The following is a 22,863-nucleotide window of genomic DNA, read 5'->3' as shown; positions in this document are numbered from 1 at the left end:
TGTTGCCGGTGATATTGGAGTGCTTGTTGTGACAGCTGTCGTATCCTGTGGCACGTGTCAGTACCACGGCGGATACCGCGGCGAACCGTCCTCAAGGGCGCCGTGGTTGCACCGGCGGCGCTCGTCGCCGGCGCCGGTGTGCAGGCCGTCGCCGCCGCTCCCGTGTCAGCGGCACCGCTCGGGATTCTTCTCGACTACGCCGCGGGTGTGCTCAAGGCCAGCGACATTCGGGCCGCGGGTGCCTTAGGGGCGATTCGCTATGTCTCCGACCGGCGACCCGGCGGGGCCTGGATGCTGGGGAAGCCGATCCAACTGGCAGAGGCGCGCGACCTTTATCAAGCCGGTCTCAAGATCGTGTCCTGCTATCAGTACGGCAAGAAGGACACCGCCGACTGGCTCGGCGGGCAGAACGCCGGTGTGGTCCACGCGAAACGCGGATGGGAGCTGCACGTCGCCGCCGGCGGCCCCCAGGGCGCGCCGATCTATGCATCGATCGATGACAATCCGACCTACGAGCAGTACAAACAGCAGGTAGCGCCGTACCTGCGGGGCTGGGAAGCCGTGTTGGGCAAGCAGCGCGTGGGCGTCTACGCCAACTCGAAGACGATCGAGTGGGCGCTGCAGGACGGCATCGGCACCTACTTCTGGCAGCACAACTGGGGGTCGCCGGGAAAGGTCGCGCATGCGGCCGCCCACCTGCATCAGGTCGAGATCGACAGCCGGTCGATCGCAGGCGTCGGCGTGGACATCAACCACATCCTTAAGCCCCATTTTGGGCAGTGGGACTAAACCTTACCGATCAGTAAGTACCTTCAGCAAACTTTCTTCGGTGGCCGACGGCGCCGAGAAGACAGATCACACCCGGGTGTCTCGTCTGAGCGCGGCGATGCCGCTGGTGAGACGCGTCGCAAAATTCTTTATAACGATTTGATAACAAAACTGCCTTGATCAGGGCACTTCTGCCTACTCGACCGTAACCACCTTCATGCAGGACGTTTGTCCCGAATGCCTTCGGCAGGTGTCGAACCGCACGTTATCCAACGGCTGGTTACCCGAGCGTAGACCCGTCAGTAACCATTTCGGGCGCGAAATCAAGCGCCCTTCTTATGACACTCTTAGTACGGCTGGAGTGCACGGAAGGCGGTTCGGCGGGGTCACGAAAAACCTCGGAAGACCTCAGGGCCGCCCGACCGGACCAGTCGGATTCGACGCCGAATCGCGTGGCGCCGCGGCAGGAAGCCGGGAGCCATCGGAGCTTCTGAGACGACAGCCGACGACGAGCATGACGCGGACAGAGGGAGATAACAAGACGTGACGATCAACGAGCAGCACCGGGTGACCACCGACCGCACCGCGGGAGCGACCCATGCCGGTAATGAGGCCCTCGTCGATCGACTGAACTCCGGTGAGCCCTACGCCGTGGCCTTCGGTGGCCAGGGCGGCTCGTGGCTGGAGAACCTCGAGGAGTTGGTCAGCTCGGCCGGCATCGAGTCAGAGCTCAGCGAGGTGGTCGGGGAGGCCGCGCTTCTCCTCGAGCCCGTGGCACGCGAACTGGTCGTGGTGCGCCCGATCGGTTTCGAGCCGCTGCAGTGGGTGCGTGCGCTGGCCGCCGACGAGCCGCTGCCCGCGACCAAGCAACTCATCACCGCGGCCATCTCCGGACCGGGCATCCTGCTGGCGCAGATGGCCGCGATCCGCGCCGCCGTCCGCCAGGGCCTCGATCTGCACGGCGCCCCGCCGGTCGCGATGGCCGGGCATTCGCAGGGGATCATGGCCTGCGAATCCTTGCGGTCGCGAGGCGCCAACGACGCCGAACTTCTGGCGCTGCTGCAGCTGATCGGCGCGGCCGGGTCGCTGGTGTCCCGTCGGCGCGGCATGGTGGGGCGCGGCGACAAGTCGCCGATGGTGTCGGTGACCAACGTCGATCCGGACCGCATCGCCGAGCTGCTCGAAGAGTTCTCCCAAGATGTGCGCACAGTGCTGCCGCCGGTTCTGTCGATCCGCAACGGCAGGCGTTCGGTCGTCATCACCGGCACCCCCGAGCAGCTCGGGCGGTTCGAGCTCTACTGCTCCAAGATCACCGAGAAGGAAGAAGCCGAGCGCAAGAACAAGGTTCGCGGTGGCGCGATCTTCAGCCCGGTCTTCCACGGCGTGCAGGTCGAGGTCGGCTTCCATACGCCGCGGCTGGCAGACGGCGTCGAGGTGGTCGACGGCTGGGCCGCCCAGTGCGGCATCGACCCCGATCTCGCCCACGAGATGACCGAGGCGATCTTCGTGCGCCCGATCGACTGGGTCGCCGAGGTGGAGCGGCTGCACGAGGCGGGCGCGAAGTGGATCGTCGACCTCGGCCCCAGCGACACCGTGACGCGGTTGACCGCCCCGATCATCCGGGGACTGGGCGTGGGCATCGTGCCTGCGGCCACCCGGGTGGGACAGCGCAACCTGTTCACGATCGGGGCCGAACCCGAGGTCCCGCCGGCGTGGTCGAGCTACGCGCCGACGACCGTGGCGCTGCCCGACGGTTCGGTGAAGCTGTCGACGAAGTTCACCCGCCTCACCGGGCGTTCGCCGATTCTGCTTGCGGGCATGACCCCCACGACCGTCGACGCCAAGATCGTCGCGGCCGCAGCCAATGCCGGGCACTGGGCCGAACTCGCCGGCGGCGGGCAGGTCACCGAGGAGATCTTCGAAGACCGCATCGCCGAGCTCACCACGTTGCTCGAGCCGGGCCGCGCCGTCCAGTTCAACTCGCTGTTCCTCGACCCCTACCTGTGGAAGCTGCAGCTGGGCGGCAAGCGCCTGGTACAGCGGGCCCGCCAGTCGGGTGCGCCCATCGACGGTGTCGTTGTCTCGGCGGGCATTCCCGAGCTGGAGGAAGCCGTCGAGCTCATCGACGAGCTGAACACCGTCGGCATCAAGCACGTGGTGTTCAAGCCCGGCACGGTCGACCAGATCAAGTCGGTCATCAAGATCGCCGCCGAGGTGCCGAGCAAGGACGTCATCGTGCACATCGAGGGAGGTCGCGCCGGTGGCCACCACTCGTGGGAAGACCTCGACGACCTGCTCCTGAGTACTTACGGCGAGCTGCGCAAGCTGTCGAACATCACCGTCTGCGTCGGGGGCGGGATCGGCACCCCGGAGCGCGCGGCCGAGTACCTGTCCGGACGCTGGGCCACCGAATACGGTTTCCCGGCCATGCCGGTCGACGGCATCCTCGTCGGCACCGCGGCGATGGCGACCCTGGAGGCCACCACGTCTGCGGCCGTCAAGCAGATGCTGGTCGAGACCACCGGGACCGACCACTGGATCAGCGCCGGAAAAGCCCAGGGCGGCATGGCTTCCAGCCGCAGCCAGCTCGGTGCGGACATCCACGAGATCGACAACGCCGCCTCGCGGTGCGGCCGGCTACTCGACGAGGTCGCCGGTGACGCCGAAGCGGTGGCCGAGCGGCGCGACGAGATCATCGCGGCGATGGCCACCACCTGCAAGCCGTACTTCGGCGACATCGGGGAGATGACCTACCTGCAGTGGCTGCAGCGCTACGTCGAGTTGGCCATCGGCGACGACGACAGCACCGCCGACACCAAACTGCCCGGAAGTCCCTGGCTGGCCGACACCTGGCGCGAGCGGTTCTCCGATATGTTGCACCGTGCCGAAGCCCGCCTGCACCCGCAGGACTCGGGCCCGATCCCGACGCTGTTCAATGACGATGCGCTGCTGGATGATCCGGCCCGCGCGATCGAGATCCTGGTGGCGCGTTACCCGGAGGCCGAAGCCCTGCGCCTGCATCCGGCCGACGTGCCGTGGTTCGTCACGCTGTGCAAGAAGCCGGGTAAGCCGGTCAACTTCGTCCCGGTGATCGACAAGGACGTGCGGCGGTGGTGGCGCAGCGACTCGTTGTGGCAGGCCCACGACGCCCGTTACACCGCCGACCAGGTGTGCATCATCCCCGGTACCCAGGCCGTCGCAGGAATCACCCGCGTCGACGAGCCGGTCGGTGAACTGCTCGACCGCTTCGAGCAGGCCGCCATCGACGAGGCGGTGGCCGTCAACGGGCAACCCGTGCCGGTGGTGTCGCGCCGGCAGGCACGCGCCGACGTCACCGGTCCGCTTGCGGTGGTGCTGGATTCGCCCGACGTGTTGTGGGCCGGCCGCGTCGCGATCAACCCGGTGCATCGGATCGGCGCTCCCGACGAGTGGCAGGCCAACGAGAATCGCAACGCAACGCATCCGTCCACTGGTGCCCGCCTCGAGCTCAGCGGTGAGCGCGTGACGCTGAGCGTCCCGCTCTCCGACATCTGGATCGACATCCCGTTCACGCTGCCCTCATGCACCGTAAACGGCGGCATGCCGGTCGTCACCGTCGAAGATGCCTCGGCGGCAATGCGTTCCGTGCTCGCCATCGCCGCCGGTGTGGACGGACCCGACGCCCTGCCCCCGGTGCACGACAACACCGCGACGGTGACCGCGGACTGGGATCCCGAACGGGTCGCCGACCACACCGGGGTCACCGCCACATTCGGCGCACCGCTGGCGCCCGGCCTGACCCTGGTGCCCGACGCGCTCGTCGGCTACTGCTGGCCCGCGGTGTTCGCGGCGATCGGCTCGGCGATCACCGACGACGGTTTCCCCGTCGTCGAGGGCCTGCTGAGCCTGGTCCACCTCGACCACGCGGCGCATCTCCTAACGCAGATGCCTAAGGACCGGACCGAATTGACCATCACCGCAACGGCTTCGGCGGCCAGCGACACCGAATACGGCCGCGTCGTACCCGTGTCGGTGCAGATCCGTGATGCAGAGGGCACGCTGCTGGCCGAGCTCGAGGAACGGTTCGCGATCCGCGGACGCACCGGCGCCGCCGAACTGGGCGACCCGCCGCGCGCCGGCGGTGTGATCACCGACAATGCGACCGACACCCAGCGTCGTCGCCGTCGTGACGTCACGGTCACCGCACCGTCGGACATGAGCGCGTTCGCCGTCGTGTCGGGGGATCACAACCCCATTCACACCGACCGCGCCGCCGCCCTGCTCGCGGGGCTCAAATCGCCCATCGTGCACGGCATGTGGCTGTCGGCCGCCGCCCAGCACGTCGTGGCCGCGACCGACGGCAGGCCCGCCCCGCCGGCGAGGGTGGTCGGCTGGACGTCGCGGTTCCTCGGCATGGTGCTGCCGGGTGACGACATCGAATTCCGCGTCGACCGCGTCGGAATCGACCGCGGTGCCGAGATTCTCGAGATCAGCGCCAAGGTCGCCGGTGAGCTCGTGATGTCGGCGACCGCGCAGCTGGCCGCGCCGAAGACCGTCTACGCCTTCCCCGGCCAGGGTATCCAGCACAAGGGCATGGGCATGGAGGTGCGGGCCCGGTCGAAGGCGGCCCGCAAGGTGTGGGACAGCGCCGACAAGTTCACCCGCGAGACGCTGGGCTTCTCGGTGCTGCACGTGGTGCGTGACAACCCGACCAGCCTGATCGCCAGCGGTGTGCACTACCACCATCCCGACGGTGTGCTGTTCCTGACGCAGTTCACCCAGGTTGCGATGGCGACCGTGGCGGCCGCTCAGGTCGCCGAGATGCGGGAGCAGGGCGCGTTCGTCGAGGGCGCGATCGCCTGCGGTCACTCCGTCGGCGAGTACACCGCGCTCGCGTGTGTCAGCGGCGTCTACGAGCTCGAGGCGCTGCTCGAGGTGGTGTTCCACCGCGGCAGCAAGATGCACGACATCGTGCCGCGCGACCACCTCGGCCGGTCGAACTACCGGCTGGCCGCGATCCGGCCGTCGCAGATCGACCTGGACGACGCCGACGTCAAGGCGTTCGTCGCCGAGATCTCCGAGCGCACCGGCGAGTTCTTGGAGATCGTGAACTTCAACCTGCGCGGTTCGCAGTACGCGATCGCCGGCACGGTGCGCGGCCTCGAGGCGCTGGAGGAGGAGGTCGAGCGGCGTCGCGAGATCAGCGGCGGCAAGCGTTCGTTCATCCTGGTGCCCGGTATCGACGTGCCGTTCCACTCCTCGGTGCTGCGGGTCGGCGTCGCCGACTTCCGCCGCTCCCTGGAGCGGGTGATGCCGCGCGATCAGGATCCGGATCTGATCGTCGGCAAGTACATCCCGAACCTGGTGCCGCGGCCCTTCACGCTCGATCGCGACTTCATTCAGGAGATCCGGGATCTGGTGCCGGCCGAGCCGCTCGACGAGATTCTCGCCGACTACGACACGTGGCGAAACGAGAAGCCGCGCGAGCTGTGCCGCAAGATCGTCATCGAACTGCTGGCATGGCAGTTCGCCAGCCCGGTGCGCTGGATCGAGACCCAGGATCTGCTGTTCATCGAGGAGGCCGCGGGCGGTCTGGGGATCGAGCGTTTCGTCGAGATCGGCGTGAAGTCCGCGCCGACGGTCGCGGGACTGGCCGCCAACACATTGAAGCTGCCCGAATATTCGCACAGCACAACCGAAGTGCTGAACTCGGAACGGGATGCGGCGGTGCTGTTCGCCACCGACACCGATCCCGAGCCCGAACTCGAGGACGCACCGGCACCCGCGGCCGAGGCCGCCGCACCCGTCGAGGCGGCCGCACCGGCCGCCCCGGCGCCGGCGCCGGCAGCACCCGCCGGTGGGCCCCGTCCGGACGACCTGACCTTCGATGCCGCCGACGCCACCATGGCGCTGATCGCGCTGTCGGCCAAGATGCGCATCGACCAGATCGAGCCGCTGGACTCCATCGAGTCGATCACCGACGGTGCGTCGTCGCGGCGTAACCAGCTGCTGGTCGACCTCGGCTCCGAGCTCAATCTCGGTGCGATCGACGGGGCGGGCGAAGCCGACCTGGCCGCGTTGAAGGGACAGGTCACCAAGCTGGCCAGGACCTACAAGCCGTTCGGTCCCGTGCTGTCCGACGCGGTCAACGACCAGCTGCGCACGGTCTTCGGGCCGTCCGGTAAGCGTCCGGCCTACATCGGCGAGCGGGTCACCAAGACCTGGGAGCTGGGCCCGGGCTGGATCAAGCACGTGACCGTCGAGGTGGCGCTGGGGACCCGCGAAGGGACCAGCGTGCGCGGTGGCGAGCTGGGCGGCCTGCACGAGGGTGCGCTGGCCGACGCGGGGACCGTCGACAAGGTCATCGACAGCGCGGTCGCCTCGGTGGCGGCCCGCCGCGGTGTGGCGGTGTCGCTGCCGTCGGCCGCGGGAAGCAGTGGGGGCGTGGTGGACTCCGCCGCGCTGACCGAGTTCGCCGAACGGGTCACCGGCCGCGACGGTGTGCTGGCTTCGGCGGCGCGGATGATCCTGGGTCAGCTCGGACTCGACACCCCCGTCCCGGTGCCGGAGGCCACCGACGCCGAGCTCATCGATCTGGTCACCGCCGAACTGGGTTCGGACTGGCCGCGTCTGGTGGCGCCGGTGTTCGACGGCCGCAAGGCGGTGCTCTTCGACGACCGCTGGGCCAGCGCCCGCGAGGATCTGGCCCGGTTGTGGTTGTCCGACGAGGACGAGATCGACAGGGACTGGCAGCGACTCTCGGAACGCTTCGAGGGCGCCGGCCACGTGGTCGGAACGCAGGCCACCTGGTGGCAGGGCAAGGCGCTGGCGGCGGGTCGCAACATCCACGCCTCGCTGTACGGTCGCGCGGCCGCGGGTGCCGAGAATCCGGGCACCGGCCGCTACCACGACGAGGTCGCCGTCGTCACGGGCGCGTCCAAGGGCTCGATCGCCGCGTCGGTGGTCGCACAGTTGCTCGACGGCGGTGCCACCGTCGTCGCGACCACGTCCAAACTGGACGACGACCGGCTGGCGTTCTACCGCACCCTCTACCGCGACCACGCCCGCTGGAACGCCAAGTTGTGGGTGGTGCCAGCCAACATGGCCTCCTACACCGACATCGACGCGCTGGTTCAGTGGGTCGGCACCGAGCAGACCGAAAGCCTTGGGCCGCAGTCGATCCACATCAAGGATGCTCAGACGCCGACGCTGCTGTTCCCGTTCGCCGCGCCGCGGGTGGCGGGCGACCTGTCCGATGCCGGGTCGCGCGCCGAGATGGAGATGAAGGTGCTGTTGTGGGCCGTGCAGCGGCTGATCGCCGGCCTGTCCCACATCGGCGCCGAGCGCGACATCGCCGCACGCTTGCACGTCGTGCTGCCCGGTTCACCGAACCGCGGCATGTTCGGTGGCGACGGCGCCTACGGCGAGGCGAAGTCCTCGCTCGACGCGCTGGTCTCGCGGTGGAAGGCCGAATCGTCGTGGGCGCAGCGGGTCTCGCTTGCGCACGCGCTGATCGGCTGGACCAAGGGCACGGGCCTGATGGGCCACAACGACGCGATCGTCGGTGCGGTCGAAGAGGCCGGTGTGCGCACGTTCACCACCGACGAGATGGCGAGCATGCTGCTCGGGTTGTGCGACATCGAGGCCAAGGTCGCCGCGGCGCGTGAGCCGCTGCAGGCGGACTTCACCGGCGGGCTGGCCGATGTCGACATCGACATGGCCGAGCTGGCCGCCAAGGCCCGCGAAGAGATGGTGACCGAAAGCCACACCGAGGAAACCGATCCCGAGGGCACCGTGCGTGCCCTGCCGTCGCCGCCACGCGGTTACAAGTCCGCGCCGGCGCCCGACTGGGCCGACCTCGACATCGATCCCGCCGACTTGGTGGTGATCGTCGGCGGCGCCGAACTCGGGCCGTACGGTTCCTCGCGCACCCGTTTCGAGATGGAGGTCGAGAACGAGTTGTCGGCCGCCGGCGTTCTCGAGCTGGCGTGGACGACCGGACTGGTCAAGTGGGAGGACGATCCCACACCGGGCTGGTACGACACCGAAACCGGTGAGCTGGTCGACGAGGGCGAGTTGGTGGAGCGTTACCACGACGCCGTGGTCGATCGGGTCGGCATCCGCGAATGGGTCGACGACGGAGCGATCGACCCGGATCACGCGTCGCCGCTTCTGGTTTCGGTCTTCCTCGACAAGGACTTCACCTTCGTCGTGTCGTCGGAGGCCGAGGCCCGCGGATTCCTGACGTTCGATCCGGAGCACACCGTGATCGCCCCGGTGCCCGACAGCGGCGACTGGCAGGTGACCCGAAAGGCGGGCACCGAGGTTCGGGTTCCGCGCAAGGTCAAGCTGTCCCGCACCGTCGGCGCGCAGATCCCGACCGGATTCGACCCGATGGTGTACGGCGTCAGCCAGGAGATGATGAACTCCATTGACCGGCTGGCGATCTGGAACCTCGTCACCACGGTAGACGCGTTCCTGTCGGCGGGCTTCAGCCCGAGCGAGCTGATGCGCTGGGTGCATCCGAGCCTGGTGGCCAGCACGCAGGGCACCGGCATGGGCGGTATGACGTCGATGCAGACCATGTATCACGGCAACCTGTTGGGCCGTAACAAGCCGAACGACATCCTGCAGGAGGTCCTGCCCAACGTCATCGCCGGACACGTCGTGCAGAGCTATGTCGGCAGCTACGGGGCGATGATCCACCCGGTCGGTGCCTGCGCGACGGCGGCCATCTCGGTCGAGGAGGGCGTCGACAAGATCAAGCTGGGCAAGGCCGAGTTCGTGGTCGCGGGCGGATACGACGACACGACCCTCGAGGCGGTCATCGGGTTCGGCGACATGGCCGCGACCGCGGACACCGCGATGATGCGGGCGCGTGGCATCAGCGACTCGAAGTTCTCCCGCGCCAACGATCGTCGCCGGCTCGGCTTCGTCGAGGGGCAGGGCGGTGGGACCATCCTGCTGGCCCGCGGTGATCTCGCGCTCAAGATGGGGTTGCCCGTGCTGGCCGTGGTGGGTTACGTGTCGTCGTTCGCCGACGGTGTGCACACCTCGATCCCGGCGCCCGGCCTCGGTGCACTGGCCGCCGGCCGCGGCGGTCGCAAGTCGCAGCTGGCGAATTCGCTGGCCGAGCTCGGCGTCGGACCCGACGACATCGCGGTGGTGTCCAAACATGACACGTCGACGTTGGCCAACGATCCCAACGAGACCGAGCTGCACGAGCGGCTCGCCGACGCGCTAGGCCGCTCCGAGGGCGCACCGCTGTTCGTGGTGTCGCAGAAGAGCCTGACCGGTCACTCCAAGGGTGGCGCGGCAGCGTTCCAGATGATGGGGCTGTGCCAGATCCTGCGCGACGGCGTCATTCCGCCCAACCGCAGCCTGGACTGTGTCGACGACGAACTCGCCGGCTCCGCGCACATGGTGTGGCTGCGGGAGACCCTGCACTTCGGCGGCTCGTTCCCGCTCAAGGCGGGGCTGATCACCAGCCTGGGCTTCGGCCACGTGTCCGGTCTGATCGCGCTGGTGCACCCGCAGGCCTTCCTGGCCGCGCTGAGCCCCGAGCAGCGGGCGGACTACCAGCAGCGTGCGGATGCCCGGGTGCTGGCCGGCCAACACCGGCTCGCATCGGCGATCGCCGGCGGCAAGTCGCTGTACGAGAGGCCGGCCGATCGCCGGTTCGGCCACGACGCACCCGAGAAGCGGCAGGAAGCCGACATGCTTCTCGATCCGGCATCGCGGCTCGGCGACGACGACGTGTACGTGCCCGGCGGAAGCGGGCGATGAGCGCTTGCCCGACGAGTGAAGGGCATGAGATAGCGTTCGGCCCATGGCGATAGTCGGCGTGGGGATCGATCTGGTCTCCATTCCCGAGTTCGCCGAGCAGGTCGACCAGCCCGGGACGGTCTTCGCAGAGACGTTCACCCCCGGTGAGCGGCGCGACGCCGCCGACAAGAGTTCGTCGGCGGCGCGGCATCTGGCCGCGCGCTGGGCGGCCAAGGAGGCCGTCATCAAGGCGTGGTCGGGGTCGCGGTTCTCCAAGCGGCCGGTGCTGCCCGAGGGTATCCACCGCGACATCGAGGTCATCACCGACATGTGGGGCCGCCCGAAGGTGCGATTGTCCGGCGCGATCGCCGAGCACTTGAAGAACGTGACGATCCACTTGTCGTTGACCCACGAGGCCGACACCGCCGCCGCGGTCGCCATCCTCGAGGAGCGCTGACCCCCACTGCCGCGAGCGGCCGTGTTCCCCTCGCAAGCGGTGGGCCCAGCACGCCGACACGCCGCGCTTTGCTGGCAGTTTGCGGTCGCTCGCGGTGGATGACTGACCAGCTAGTGTCGTCGCCATGAGCGATCTGGTGCAGCGGGTGCATGAGGTGTTGCCGCAGGTTCGGCGCGATCTGGAAGACCTGGTGCGCATCGAGTCGGTGTGGGCGGACCCGGCGCGGCGCGGCGAGGTGCAGCGTAGCGCCGACGCGGTGGCGAAGCTGTTGACCGACGCCGGTTTCGGTGATGTGCAGATCGTCAGCGAGGGCGGCGCGCCGGCCGTCATCGCGCGCCATCCCGCACCGCCCGGTGCGCCGACGGTGCTGCTGTACGCCCATCACGACGTACAACCCGAAGGCGATCCGGCGCAGTGGCTTTCGCCGCCATTCGAACCGACCGAGCGCGACGGGCGCCTCTACGGTCGGGGCACCGCCGACGACAAGGCCGGCATCGCAACGCATCTGGCCGCTTTCCGGGCCCACGGCGGCAATCCGCCCGTCGGAGTCACCGTGTTCGTCGAGGGGGAGGAGGAGTCGGGGTCCCCGTCACTGTCGCGGCTGCTGGCCGCACACCGCGACACCCTGGCTTCGGATGTGATCGTCATCGCCGACTCCGACAACTGGAGCACCGAGGTGCCATCGCTGACGGTGTCGCTGCGCGGGCTCGTCGACTGCGTCGTCGAGGTGGCCACGCTCGACCACGGCCTGCACTCCGGGCTGTGGGGCGGCGTCGTGCCCGACGCCGTCAGCGTGCTGGTGCGGCTGCTGGCCAGCCTGCACGACGACGACGGCAACGTCGCGGTGGCCGGCCTGCACGAAGGTGTGGCCGCCGACGTGGACTTTCCGCCCGAACGTGTCCGCGAGGAGACCGGCCTGCTGCCGGGTGTGTCCGAAATCGGTTCGGGCTCAGTGCCGCAACGGTTGTGGGCGAAACCGGCGATCACCGTCATCGGCATCGACACGACGCCCATCGACAAGTCGTCCAACACCTTGATCCCTCGCGCCCGGGCCAAGGTCAGCATGCGCATCGCGCCCGGGGCCGACGTCGAACAGCACATGACGGCGTTGACGCGCCACCTCGAACAGCACGCCCCGTGGGGTGCGCAGGTGACGGTCACGCCGGGTGACCACGGGCAGCCCTACGCGATCGACGCCAGTGGGCCGGTCTACGACGCTGCCCGCGCGGCCTTCACCGAGGCCTGGGGCGCCGAGCCCGTCCACACCGGTGTCGGCGGTTCGATCCCGTTCATCGCCGAGTTCGCCGCGGCGTTCCCGTCGGCCAAGATCTTGGTGACCGGTGTGGAAGACCCTGAGACACAAGCGCACAGCGTCAACGAGAGCCTGCACCTCGGCGTGCTGGAACGCGCGGCCGTGTCCGAGGCCCTGCTGTTGGCCCGGTTGGGTGAGAACAGCTCAGACGGACAGGTCGCGTCGTAACTTGGCGACGTGTCCGGTGGCGCGGACGTTGTACTGCGCCTCGGCGATCCTGCCCTTCTCGTCGACGACGAACGTCGACCGGATGACACCCTGAACGGTCTTGCCGTACATCGTCTTTTCCCCGAACGCGCCCCATGCGGTGAGCACTTCGCGGTCCGGGTCCGACAGCAGCGGAAAGGTCAGCTTCTCCTTGTCGCGGAACTTGGCCAGCTTCTCGGGCTTGTCCGGTGAGATGCCGATGACGTCGAGGCCGGCGTCGTTGAGTTCATGGAGGTTGTCGCGGAAGTCGCAGGCCTGTTTGGTGCAGCCCGGGGTCGAGGCCGCCGGATAGAAGTACACGATGACCTTGCGGCCCTTGAAGTCGGAGAGCTTCACAATGTTGCCGTCGGCGTCGGGCAGGCTGAACGCAGGGGCTTTGTCGCCGACCTCGAGTCGCGGAGTCTGTGGCACGCGCGGGCATCCCTTCTGTCGACCGGTGCGCTACAGCGAGCGCGGGCTGCTCTAGGGTAGATCGGCAGGCTCTATCGCAGGGCACCGACTTGGACGGCTTGGAGGCGCACGTGGCAGATCGCGATCCCGAGACCATCAAGCGGGACATCGATCAAGCTCGGGACCAACTCGCGGCGACGGTGGACACCCTCGCCGAACGTGCCAACCCCAGCCGGTTGCTCGATGACGCGAAGTCGGCGGCAATCCGATTTGTGACGAAACCCGCAGTGGCGGTGTCGCTTGCCGGCGTCGGAGTCGTGGCGTTCGTGCTCGTCGTGCGCCGGATTCGGCAGGGCTGAGCGAGCGCTCTCAGCGCCGTCGCGTCGAGCGGAACAGGTCGGAGAACGAGAAGCCAGGGGGATTGGCAACCCGGCCGAGCCGGTTGCAGCTGTAGACCGCGACCGGAATTTGGGCAGTGACTTCGGCGGATGCGCCTGCACCCGCTCCGTCTGCCGCAAATGAACCGCTTGGCTGGGCCATCAGCTAAGTCCCTTTATCCTTCCGGCTTTTTGCTGTTCTTGCGCTTCTCGTAGATCAGCTAACGGGACTGTAGCAGACCATCCGCTCTTATCGCAGCTTGAACCGTAGAAATCTCAGCAGAAGAGCGTCACCGCAACGGCGCGTAGGGTGAGATCTTGATCTCCATAAGGTGCCTTATGTAGTCCACAGCACACTTTTCAGGCCGGGCAGCAAATTCGTGGCCGACATCGCGTGACGGAAATCTAGCGGCGTTCGCCGCGGACGAACGACGCCCGCAAGACGCCGCGAAAAGAACGCGACCGTGACGCACTGTCACGGTCGCACTCGAATCGGAACTGGTGCGCCGTCAGGGTTTCGAACCCCGGACCCGCTGATTAAGAGTCAGCTGCTCTACCAACTGAGCTAACGGCGCGCGGGTGCGACAATAACAGGACTTGCTGCGCAGGACGAAATCTCCGCCTCAGCGTTCGCTTCGACGACGTCCGCGTCGCAACCCGGACTCGATTTTGCCCTTAGACTCGTTGCCAAGAATCATCGATCCGTAGTCCCTGGTTGTGAGGTGGAGTAAGCAATGTGGCGAGTCCGTTCAGTGGCCCGTCCGCGTCGACGTGCATGGTTGGTGACCGCTGCGCTGATCCCCGTGCTGGCGCTCGGGTTGTCCGCATGTGGCGGTAACTCCGCGCCACCGCAACCGCAGGTCATCAACGACAAGGGCACCCCGTTCGGCGACCTGCTCGTGCCCAAGCTGACGGCCTCTGTGACCGACGGCGCGGTGGGCGTGAGTGTGGACTCGCCGGTGACCGTCAGCGCGGAGGACGGTGTGCTCGAAGCGGTCACCATGGTGAACGAGTCCGGCAAGTCGGTCGCGGGTGCCCTGAGTCCGGACGGGCTGAAGTGGTCGACCACCGAACCGCTCGGCTACAACAAGCGCTACACGCTCACCGCCGAATCGCTCGGCCTCGGCGGCGTCACCACCAGGCGGATGTCCTTCGAGACCCACTCGCCCGAGAACCTGACCATGCCGTACGTGCTGCCTAACAACGGTGAGGTGGTCGGCGTCGGACAACCGGTCGCCGTCCGGTTCGACGAGAACATCACCAACCGGGTGGCCGCGCAGAAGGCCATCAAGATCAAGACCGATCCGCCGGTCGAGGGCGCCTTCTACTGGCTGAACAACCAGGAGGTGCGGTGGCGGCCCCAGAACTACTGGAAGCCCGGCACGAAGGTCGACGTCGCGGTGAACACCTACGGCGTCGACCTGGGAGACGGCCTCTTCGGCCAGGAGAACGTCAGCACGAGCTTCACCATCGGCGATGAGGTCATCACCACCGTCGACGACAGCACGAAGACGCTGACGGTCAAGCGCAACGGCGAGGTGGTCAAGACCATGCCGGTGTCGATGGGCAAGAACAGCACACCCACCAACAACGGTGTGTACATCGTCGGTGACCGGCGTTCGCACATGGTGATGGACTCGTCGACCTACGGTGTTCCGGTCAACTCCGCCAACGGGTATCGCACCGAGGTGGATTGGGCCACCCAGATCTCCTACAGCGGCATCTACGTCCATGCCGCGCCGTGGTCGGTGGGCAGCCAGGGCTACAGCAACGTCAGCCACGGGTGCATCAACGTGAGCACGAGTAACGGGCGGTGGTTCCACGACAACTCCAAGCGCGGGGACGTCGTCGAGATCGTCAACACGGTGGGCTCGACACTGCCGGGCACCGACGGCCTCGGTGACTGGAACATCCCGTGGGACCAGTGGAAGGCCGGCAACGCCAACCTCTGATGTGACGCGGCTGACGGGCTCACGGCGCTTCAGCGCCGAAAGCCCCTCAGCACCGAATGTGGACCCGGGCGGAATGCGCCCAAATCGCCATGAGTGGCACCGATGGGCTCCATGGCCCTGCCGAACGGGCCGAAAAAAGGGTCAGGGAGCGAAGATTCGCTCCCTGACCCAGTCGGGGTGGCTGACGGGACTCGAACCCGCGACAGCCAGGATCACAACCTGGTGCTCTACCAACTGAACTACAGCCACCATCGCCGCGAACCCTGGTGGGCAGAGCGGCGACGTCGATACTAACCGCTTGAACGCTCGGCGGCCGAATCGATGTCCTTCGCGTTGCCGTTCGGCGGGCCCAATTCCTCGGCGACGGCCGCGATATCGCTGGTCGACGGTCCGGGTGGGGTCACGAACGCGGTGCGGCGGTAGTACTGCAGCTCACGGATCGATTCGTGGATGTCGGCGAGCGCCCGGTGCGCGAGACCCTTCTCGGGTTGGCCGAAGTAGATGCGCGGATACCAGCGCCTGCACAACTCCTTGATCGAGCTCACATCGATCATCCGGTAGTGCAGGTAGTCGTCGAGCTTGGGCATGTCGCGGGCGATGAAGCCGCGGTCGGTGGCGATCGAGTTGCCGGCCAACGGGGCCGTCTTGGCCTGTTTGACGTGGGTGCGGATGTAGTCGAGGACCAGCTCCTCGGCCTCGGCCACGGTGACGGTGGACGCGCGCACCTCGTCGATCAGCCCCGATTTGGTGTGCATGTCGGTGACCACCGGGATCATCGACGCCAACGCTTCGTCGTCGGTGTGGATGACGACGTCGATGCCGTCTCCGAGGACGTTGAGGTCCGCGTCTGTCACCAGTACCGCGATCTCGATGAGTCGGTCCGTCTTGAGATCCAGCCCGGTCATCTCGCAGTCGATCCACACCAGTTCGTCACGCACGACGATCACAGTAAGCCTTGCGGCTGCATGCGGCCCGTTGCACCCGTCCGTCGGGTACGTCGCGGGCGTTAAGGTGCCAGCCATGGCCAGTGAGTCCACGTCCACCCCGGCACAGCAGATCGCAGCGGGTTACGCCGCCGAGGGGGCCGCTCTGGAGCTCGGCGCGGTCGTCGTCGACGGGGTGTGCGACCCCACCGCCCTGGTGCGGATTCCGCTGGCCACCGTTAACCGCCACGGGCTGGTAGCCGGCGCCACCGGCACCGGCAAGACGAAATCTCTTCAGGTGCTGGCCGAACAGCTCTCGGCGGCGGGCGTGCCATGCGTGATGGCCGACGTCAAGGGGGACCTCTCGGGGCTGTCGCGGCCCGCCGAGCCCAACGACAACCTCACCGCCCGTGCCGCCGACACCGGCGACGACTGGGCGCCGACGGCCTATCCGGTCGAGTTCCTGTCGCTGGGCACCGCGGGAATCGGGGTGCCGGTGCGGGCGACGATCTCCAGCTTCGGGCCGATCCTGCTGTCCAAGGTGCTCGGGCTGAACGCCACGCAGGAGTCGACGCTGGGCCTGATCTTCCACTGGGCCGACCAGCAGGGGCTCTCGCTGCTCGATCTCAAGGACCTGCGCGCGGTGATCCAGTACCTCACCAGCGACGAGGGCAAGCCCGAGCTCAAGGCGCTCGGCGCGGTGTCCACCACGACCGCAGGGGTGATCCTGCGGGCGCTGATCAATCTCGAGGCCGACGGCGGCGACACGTTCTTCGGCGAGCCCGAACTCGAGCCCGAGGACCTGCTGCGGGTCGACGAGCAGGGCCGCGGCGTCATCACGCTGTTCGAGATCGGCAGCCAGGCCGCACGTCCGGTGATGTTCTCCACCTTCCTGATGTGGGTGCTCGCCGATCTGTTCGCGACGCTTCCGGAGGTCGGCGACCTGGACAAGCCGAAGCTGGTGTTCTTCTTCGACGAGGCCCATTTGTTGTTCGCCGACGCGTCCAAGGCCTTCCTCGAACAGGTCGAGCAGACCGTGAAGCTGATCCGTTCCAAAGGAGTCGGCGTGTTCTTCTGCACGCAACTGCCGACCGATGTGCCCAACGACGTGCTTTCCCAACTGGGTGCCCGTATTCAGCACGCGCTGCGCGCGTTCACCCCCGACGACGACAAGGCGTTGGCCAAGACGGTGCGAACGTACCCGAAAACCGATGTGTACGACCTGAAGTCGGCCTTGACGTCGCTCGGTACCGGCGAGGCGGTGGTCACCGTGTTGTCGGAGAAGGGCGCTCCGACCCCGGTGGCGTGGACCCGGATGCGAGCCCCGCGCTCGCTGATGGACACCATCGGTCCCGAAGCGATTTCCGCCGCCGCGAAATCCAGTGCGCTGCAGGCGGAATACGGCCAGACCATCGACCGCGAGTCGGCCTACGAGCGGCTCAACGCGAAACTGGCCCCGCCACCCGAGCCCGATGCCGCGCCGCAGTACGACGAGGCACTGCCGCCTCCGCTGCCTCCGACCGGCGACGTGAGCGCACGCGACTCCGTCGAGCCCTCGATGGTGGAGAAGGTGGTGAGCAGCCCGGCGTTCAAGAGCGCGATGCGTTCGGCGGGCACGGTGATCGGCCGCGAGATCACCCGCAGCATCTTCGGCACCGGCCGCAGGCGCAGCCGGCGTCGCCGCTGATTTCGGTTCGCGAAACTGTATTCCAGCAGCTTTCGCTGACGGAATACAGTTTCGCGGAGTAATGCGGGAACGAGCCTTAGCCGCCGCCGAGCTTTTTGTACACGGCGCCGACGATCGGCGTCACGATCGCGCGCGGCGTGTACCCCGCCGCAACCGACATCGCCTTCGACGTCACCCCGGGGACGACGCGCATCTTGTTGCGCTCCAACGCATCCAACGACTGCCTGGCGGTGTACTGCGTCGAAATCCACAGAAAGTCCGGAATCAGCTTCTCCACCAAGGACTGCTCGTCGGGGTTCGGCAGCGCTTCGCGCACGGGGCCGGGCGCCAGCAACGTCACGTGCACCCCGTCCTTCTTGAGCTCACCGCGCAGCGACTCGCTGAACGTGTTGACGAACGCCTTGCTCGCGGCATAGGTCGCGTTGTTGGGGATCGGCGAATTGCCCGCTGCCGAGCCCGAAATGAGGATCCCGCCGGCCTTGCGCTGCACCATCCCCGGCACGACCGCGAGCACGAGATCGTGCACACCCAACACGTTGAGCTGAACCTGCGCCTTCTCGTCCGCAGGATCCAGCGATGACACCGGACCGAACGTCGCGGTGCCCGCGTTCGCGCACAGGATCGAGATGTTGCGTGTCGCCAGCTCGTCGCACAGCTTCGTGCGCTCGCTGGGGTCGGCCAGATCGACGGGACGCACCTCCACCGTCACGCCGTACTGCTGGACGAGGCGGTCGGCCAGCGTCCGCAGCACCTCTTCGCGGCGCGCGGTGATGATCAGGTGATGTCCGCGGGCGGCGAGTTCGGTGGCCAGCGACTCGCCGATGTTCTGAGATGCGCCGGTGACTACCGCGCGGGCGTCGGCGCTGGGTGCGGGTACTGGCATGCGCCGGACTATATCGTGGGCGGACCATGAGCGACCCACCCGATTCCGGCCCGCCCGCTGCGGCGCGTCGCCAGGTCATCTCGTGGGCGCTGTGGGACTTCGGCGCGACCGGTTTGAACGCGGTGGTCGTGACCTTCGTGTTCTCGATCTACCTGACCAACACCGTCGGCGACGATCTGCCCGGCGGTGTCAGCGCCACCAGCTGGCTGGGCTGGGCGCTCGGTGCGGCCGGCGTGGTCGTCGCGCTGTTGGCGCCGGTGACGGGGGTGTGGGTCGACGCCCCGTGGCGGCGGCGCCGCGTGCTGGGCGTGCTCAGCGCGCTGGCGGTTGTCCTGATCGCCTCGATGAGTTCGGTCCGCGACGACTACCGCTACCTGGCGCTGGGTCTGGTGCTCCTGGGTTGCGCGTCGGCGTGCAACGAACTCGCCACCGTGCCCTACAACGCGATGCTGCGCCAACTGTCGACACCGCAGACCTCCGGCCAGATCTCCGGATACGGCCTGGGTTTGGGCTACCTCGGCAGTGTCACGTTGCTGTTGGTGGTGTACTTCGGGTTCATCTCCGGCGACGGCGGATTGCTCGGTCTACCGGTCGAGGACGGCGGAAACGTCAGGGCCGCCATGGTTTTCACGGCCCTCTGGTTCGGGCTCTTCGCGCTGCCGGTGCTGATCGCCGGGCCCAGTGCCAAACCCGACCCCTCAGAGCAACGGCAGACCGTCGGATTCATCGGCGGGTACCGCAAGCTGTGGGAGGACATCCGCAGCGAATGGCGGCGTGATCACAACGTGGTGTACTACCTGCTGGCCAGTGCGGTGTTCCGCGACGGCCTGACGGGGATATTCGCATTCGGGGCGGTGCTGGGCGTTCGGGTCTACGGCGTCTCCGAGGCCGATGTGCTGCTGTTCGGGGTGTGCGCCAGCACCGTCGCCGCCGCCGGCGCGATAGGCGGTGGATTTCTCGACGACCGGTTCGGCGCCAAACCCGTCATCGTCGTCTCGCTGAGCGGGATGATCGCGGTCGGCCTCACCTTGATGTCGCTCAACGGGGTACTGGCGTTCTGGATCTGCGGACTGCTGCTCTGCCTGTTCATCGGGCCCACACTGTCCGCCGCGCGCACGCTGATGCTGCGGATGTCCGCCCAGGGCAAGGAGGGCGTCGCGTTCGGCCTCTACACCACTACGGGCCGCGCTGTGTCATACCTTGCGCCCATGCTGTTCTCGGTCTTCATCGCCGTGTTCGGAACCGACCGTGCCGGGATGGGCGGGCTGGTCGTCGTCCTCGCCGCCGGCCTGATCGCGATGCTTGCCGTGCGCGTTCCGCGGCGTGCGCCGGCCTAACCGCTGGCCGTGCAGATCGTCAGGCCCGCCCCGGTGCGCCTCTGCACCACCGAGCCGTCGACTGAGATCGAACAGTTCACTTCGCGACCGACGTTGATGATGCTGATGCTCGCCGTCGCGGCCGCGGACTCGGACAACTCCACTTCCTTGCTCCAGGGAAGCATCACGTTGAACTCGGTCTGCAGCAGACCGCCGGTGTCCACGTAGGTGATGTTGATGGCGCGCCCGGAACCGCTGACGACGTAGACGACGCTCTGGGTGAGACCGGGGGTGGTCGTGCCGGGCGCGCCGGGCGTGCTGGGGTCGGTGGGGACAGCGGGCACGGTGGGCCGCGTCGTCCGTGGAACGGTCGGGCGCGGCCCTGTCGTCGGGATCGGGGTGGTGAAGTCGGGTTCCGGCATCGGGGGCGGCGCGACGACCGTCTGCTGTTGCGAACTGTTGACGACGACGAGCGCGATCACCAGGCCGAGCACGGTCAGTACCGCGACACCCGCGGCGACCCACAACCAGCGGGGTGACTTCGGTTCCTCGGGCTCCGGTGGCGGATCACCCGACGGGTAGGGCGCCCCGTACTGGCCCGAGCCGTAGGCCTCGTACCCGTATGCGCCGTACGTCGGCAGATGCTGCGTCGGAGCAGGTTGGGGCGGTGCCTGATAGGTGGGCCCGTACGCCTGGCTCGCGTATGCCGGGTCGCTGTATCCGGAGTAGCCGTGACCCTGCGGTTGGTCCCCGCGGCCGAAACCCGACTGCTCGTCGCGACCGGGCTGTGGTGTACCGGTCATACCCACCTCATGGGTGCGAGGGTACCTGTGCGACCGCCCAACAGGCGTGGGTCGTCAGTGGACTTGCCTGGGTAGGCACAATTGGTCCGGTGGGAGAGCAGGTTCGCAGAGTCTACGGCGCATCCATGTCGCCGGACGCCACCGCGTTCGCACATCTGGTCGACGACGGTGGCTTTCCGCGCGCAGTGCAGCGTTTTCTGCGTGGCTGGCGGGCAAGCTCATCGCGAGACGTCGATCTGCCGGTCGAAGGCCCGGTGACGCGGGTCCTGCATTCGGCCGACGGCCACTGGCTGGCATGCGAAGTCGCTCCCGAGGGCAGCACCCGCACCCAGATCTGGGTCGTGACAACCGATCCCGACGACCGCGACGCCCGCCGCATCGACTCGTGGGCGCCCGGGGCGCCCGAGGGCACCGCCGAGCTGATCAACTGGGACGGCACCCTGGTGGCCGCGATCCTCACCGGCGAGGACGGCGTCGGTAGCTCGTGCCTGATCGACCCGGCCACCGGCCACACCACCGTGCTCGATCGCCGCTCGGGCGGCCGTCTGGTCGACGCCTGGGCCGGTGCGGCGCTCGTGCGGGTCGGACCGCGCGGCTACCGGGACCTGATCATGCTGCGCGGACGCACCGAAACCGCATTGCTGCCATACGATCCAGGGTCGACCACCGACACCGGCGTCATCCTCGACGACCACTACGCGCGCCGGCTGCGCGCCGGGCTGGAAGGCGAGCTCACCAGGCTGTACCAGCCGGCGAGCACCTACGACGCAGACAGCACCGAAGGTTATGTGCGAGCCCTGGTCCGCAGCGAGAACGGCACCGAACATGCCCGGCTTCTCGAGGTGACGGTCACCGCCGACGGGGTGGCCTACCAGGTCATCGCCGAAAACCCCGGTTATGAACTCGACGAGTTCACCGTGAGCGATGATCTGTCGACCGTGGCGATCCTCTGGAACATCCACGGCGCCAGTGAATTACAGATCATCGAACGCACCGACTACACCCTCCAACCGCCGGTCCCGCTGCCGGGGATGGTGGCCAGCCAGCTGAGCATCAGCGCCGGCGGCTCGATGCTGGCCCTGACCGTCGAAGGCCCGTCCACCCCGCCGACCGTCGAACTGGTCGACCCGCGCACCCGGGAGTGGGAGATCGTCGACCGCGAACCCAGCTCCGGGCCGGTGGCGCCGGACCCGACGCTGGAGACGGTCACGGCGCGCGACGGCCTGGAGTTCACCGGGTGGCTCTTCCGGCCGCGTGACGGCGTCCCGGTGATCGGCGCGATGCTGTTTTTGCACGGCGGCCCGGAGGGACAGGGGAGGCCCGGCTACAACGAGTTCTTCCCGGCCCTGCTCGAGGAGGGCATCAGCGTGTTCCTGCCCAACGTCCGGGGCTCCGGCGGGTTCGGCAGGACGTTCATGCACGCCGACGACAAGGAGCGACGGTTCGCCGCGATCGACGACGTGGCCGACGCGGTCGCCTACCTGGTCGAGCGTGACGTCGCGCCGGCCGACCGGATCGCCTGTTGCGGATGGTCCTACGGTGGCTACCTGACGCAGGCGGCGCTCACCTTCCACCCCGACCGGTTCGCGGCGGGAATCAGCATCTGCGGGATGAGCGATCTGAACACCTGGTACCGCAACACCGAACCGTGGATCGCCGCGGCGGCATATCCGAAGTACGGCCACCCGATCGGCGACCGCGAACTGCTGGAGCAGCTATCGCCGTTGCAACGTGTCGACGCGATGACCGCACCGTTGCTGTTGGTGCACGGCGCCAACGACACGAACGTGCCCCCCAGCGAATCTCAGCAAATGTTCGAAGCGCTGCAGACACTTAACCGGAAAGTCGAACTGCTCATGTTCGACGACGACGGACACGAGATCGATCGCCGCGAGAATCGCGCGGTACTGGTCAAAGCCATGCGCGAGTGGCTGATTGCCGCTTTTCGCCCGCATCCGGATTCGTGACCGAATCGTTCTCCGTAGCCACGTTTACCGAAATTGTCTGCAGGGTAAACGCTGCGCACGCGCCGTAACGGCGCGAC

At 67.6% G+C, this 22,863-nt stretch carries 13 protein-coding genes and 2 tRNA genes; 9 read left to right on the top strand and 6 right to left on the bottom strand.

The window, feature by feature from the left end; all coding sequences use genetic code 11:
- The first annotated feature begins 54 nt into the window (after positions 1–54).
- The 4 genes from AU072_RS15960 to AU072_RS15945 all read left to right on the top strand — a co-directional run bounded on the left by AU072_RS15960 (position 55) and on the right by AU072_RS15945 (position 12,449).
- Complete coding sequence (locus tag AU072_RS15960; protein ID WP_235629905.1) at positions 55–789, top strand: DUF1906 domain-containing protein; 735 nt, start codon at positions 55–57, stop codon at positions 787–789.
- Between the two features lie 522 nt (positions 790–1,311).
- Positions 1,312–10,533, top strand: coding sequence for a type I polyketide synthase (locus AU072_RS15955; protein WP_064414682.1), 9,222 nt, complete (start codon positions 1,312–1,314; stop codon positions 10,531–10,533).
- Positions 10,534–10,576: 43 nt separating this feature from the next.
- Positions 10,577–10,969: a holo-ACP synthase AcpS gene (gene acpS, locus AU072_RS15950; RefSeq protein ID WP_064405125.1), complete on the top strand. Its 393-nt coding sequence runs from the start codon at positions 10,577–10,579 to the stop codon at positions 10,967–10,969.
- A gap of 124 nt (positions 10,970–11,093) precedes the next feature.
- Positions 11,094–12,449: a dipeptidase gene (locus AU072_RS15945; protein WP_064414681.1), complete on the top strand. Its 1,356-nt coding sequence runs from the start codon at positions 11,094–11,096 to the stop codon at positions 12,447–12,449.
- On the opposite strand, the gene bcp is transcribed toward AU072_RS15945, so the two are convergent.
- Positions 12,426–12,899 (bottom strand): thioredoxin-dependent thiol peroxidase, encoded by a 474-nt coding sequence (bcp, locus tag AU072_RS15940; RefSeq protein WP_064414680.1) that lies wholly within the window; start codon positions 12,897–12,899, stop codon positions 12,426–12,428. The two genes, AU072_RS15945 and bcp, sit on opposite strands and share 24 nt — an antisense overlap.
- 110 nt (positions 12,900–13,009) lie before the next feature.
- Here bcp and AU072_RS15935 point away from each other — a divergent pair, with 110 nt between their 5' ends.
- The gene (locus AU072_RS15935; protein ID WP_064414708.1) at positions 13,010–13,237 is read left to right on the top strand and encodes a DUF3618 domain-containing protein; all 228 of its coding nucleotides are present in this window, start codon (positions 13,010–13,012) and stop codon (positions 13,235–13,237) included.
- 517 nt (positions 13,238–13,754) lie between these two features.
- Here AU072_RS15935 and AU072_RS15930 read toward each other — a convergent pair.
- A tRNA-Lys gene (locus tag AU072_RS15930) sits at positions 13,755–13,830 on the bottom strand.
- 159 nt (positions 13,831–13,989) lie between these two features.
- Here AU072_RS15930 and AU072_RS15925 point away from each other — a divergent pair.
- Entirely contained in the window at positions 13,990–15,207 is a 1,218-nt protein-coding gene (locus AU072_RS15925; protein ID WP_064414679.1) for a L,D-transpeptidase, read from the top strand.
- Between the two features lie 176 nt (positions 15,208–15,383).
- Here the strand turns inward: AU072_RS15925 and AU072_RS15920 are convergent.
- Both AU072_RS15920 and orn read right to left on the bottom strand, forming a co-directional pair.
- Positions 15,384–15,456: transfer RNA gene (locus tag AU072_RS15920), tRNA-His, on the bottom strand.
- Between the two features lie 41 nt (positions 15,457–15,497).
- Positions 15,498–16,145 (bottom strand): oligoribonuclease, encoded by a 648-nt coding sequence (orn, locus tag AU072_RS15915; protein WP_064414678.1) that lies wholly within the window; start codon positions 16,143–16,145, stop codon positions 15,498–15,500.
- 82 nt (positions 16,146–16,227) lie between these two features.
- Here orn and AU072_RS15910 point away from each other — a divergent pair, with 82 nt between their 5' ends.
- On the top strand, positions 16,228–17,817 hold the full coding sequence (locus AU072_RS15910; protein WP_064414677.1) for a helicase HerA-like domain-containing protein: 1,590 nt from the start codon (positions 16,228–16,230) through the stop codon (positions 17,815–17,817).
- Between the two features lie 76 nt (positions 17,818–17,893).
- Here the strand turns inward: AU072_RS15910 and cmrA are convergent, their stop codons facing one another.
- The gene (gene cmrA / locus AU072_RS15905; protein WP_064414676.1) at positions 17,894–18,700 is read right to left on the bottom strand and encodes a mycolate reductase; all 807 of its coding nucleotides are present in this window, start codon (positions 18,698–18,700) and stop codon (positions 17,894–17,896) included.
- 26 nt (positions 18,701–18,726) lie between these two features.
- Here cmrA and AU072_RS15900 point away from each other — a divergent pair, with 26 nt between their 5' ends.
- On the top strand, positions 18,727–20,037 hold the full coding sequence (locus AU072_RS15900; protein WP_064414675.1) for an MFS transporter: 1,311 nt from the start codon (positions 18,727–18,729) through the stop codon (positions 20,035–20,037).
- Here AU072_RS15900 and AU072_RS15895 read toward each other — a convergent pair.
- On the bottom strand, positions 20,034–20,819 hold the full coding sequence (locus tag AU072_RS15895) for an MmpS family transport accessory protein (protein ID WP_082680912.1): 786 nt from the start codon (positions 20,817–20,819) through the stop codon (positions 20,034–20,036). The genes AU072_RS15900 and AU072_RS15895 overlap by 4 nt on opposite strands.
- Before the next feature lie 125 nt (positions 20,820–20,944).
- On the opposite strand from AU072_RS15895, the gene AU072_RS15890 reads away from it, so the two are divergent.
- On the top strand, positions 20,945–22,786 hold the full coding sequence (locus AU072_RS15890) for an alpha/beta hydrolase family protein (protein WP_064414673.1): 1,842 nt from the start codon (positions 20,945–20,947) through the stop codon (positions 22,784–22,786).
- Positions 22,787–22,863 lie beyond the last annotated feature (77 nt).

Source organism: Mycolicibacterium novocastrense, assembly GCF_001499835.1.
Lineage (GTDB): Bacteria > Actinomycetota > Actinomycetes > Mycobacteriales > Mycobacteriaceae > Mycobacterium > Mycobacterium novocastrense.
Note: the sequence above shows the minus strand (reverse complement) of the source record. Positions and strands in the feature narration are given on the sequence as shown.

Coding starts and splice junctions, on each gene's coding strand:
- AU072_RS15890 (WP_064414673.1), top strand. CDS start 20,945: ATGTCGCCGGACGCCACCGCGTTCGCACATCTGGTCGACGACGGTGGC.
- AU072_RS15895 (WP_082680912.1), bottom strand. CDS start 20,819: ATGACCGGTACACCACAGCCCGGTCGCGACGAGCAGTCGGGTTTCGGC.
- AU072_RS15910 (WP_064414677.1), top strand. CDS start 16,228: ATGGCCAGTGAGTCCACGTCCACCCCGGCACAGCAGATCGCAGCGGGT.
- AU072_RS15945 (WP_064414681.1), top strand. CDS start 11,094: ATGAGCGATCTGGTGCAGCGGGTGCATGAGGTGTTGCCGCAGGTTCGG.
- AU072_RS15900 (WP_064414675.1), top strand. CDS start 18,727: ATGAGCGACCCACCCGATTCCGGCCCGCCCGCTGCGGCGCGTCGCCAG.
- cmrA (WP_064414676.1), bottom strand. CDS start 18,700: ATGCCAGTACCCGCACCCAGCGCCGACGCCCGCGCGGTAGTCACCGGC.
- acpS (WP_064405125.1), top strand. CDS start 10,577: ATGGCGATAGTCGGCGTGGGGATCGATCTGGTCTCCATTCCCGAGTTC.
- AU072_RS15925 (WP_064414679.1), top strand. CDS start 13,990: ATGTGGCGAGTCCGTTCAGTGGCCCGTCCGCGTCGACGTGCATGGTTG.